The sequence below is a fragment of the Flavobacterium sufflavum genome, from assembly GCF_004016525.1.
Lineage (GTDB): Bacteria > Bacteroidota > Bacteroidia > Flavobacteriales > Flavobacteriaceae > Flavobacterium > Flavobacterium sufflavum.
This window is the reverse complement of sequence record NZ_SACJ01000062.1, coordinates 1-207: the sequence shown is the minus strand read 5'-3', so window position 1 is coordinate 207 and position 207 is coordinate 1. Positions and strand designations below refer to the sequence as shown.

1 protein-coding gene is annotated in these 207 nt (G+C 39.1%); it reads left to right on the top strand.

What is annotated here, in order from left to right; all coding sequences use genetic code 11:
- Nucleotides 1-207, top strand: a 207-nt coding sequence (locus EOD40_RS18145; RefSeq protein WP_164905528.1) for an HYR-like domain-containing protein, incomplete at both ends; no start/stop codon positions are given.

Sequence of the window (207 nt, the reverse complement as noted above, 5' to 3'; positions counted from 1 at the left end):
AATGTTCGGCTACGGCGACAGCTCCTACTACTAATGATAATTGTAAAGGAACTATCACAGGAACAACTACTGATGCTTTGACTTATACAACTCAAGGAACTCACGTAATTACCTGGACTTTCAATGATGGTAATGGAAACACTGAAACAGCTACTCAAAATGTAATTGTTGACGATGTTACTAAACCGGCAAAACCAATTCTGGCTG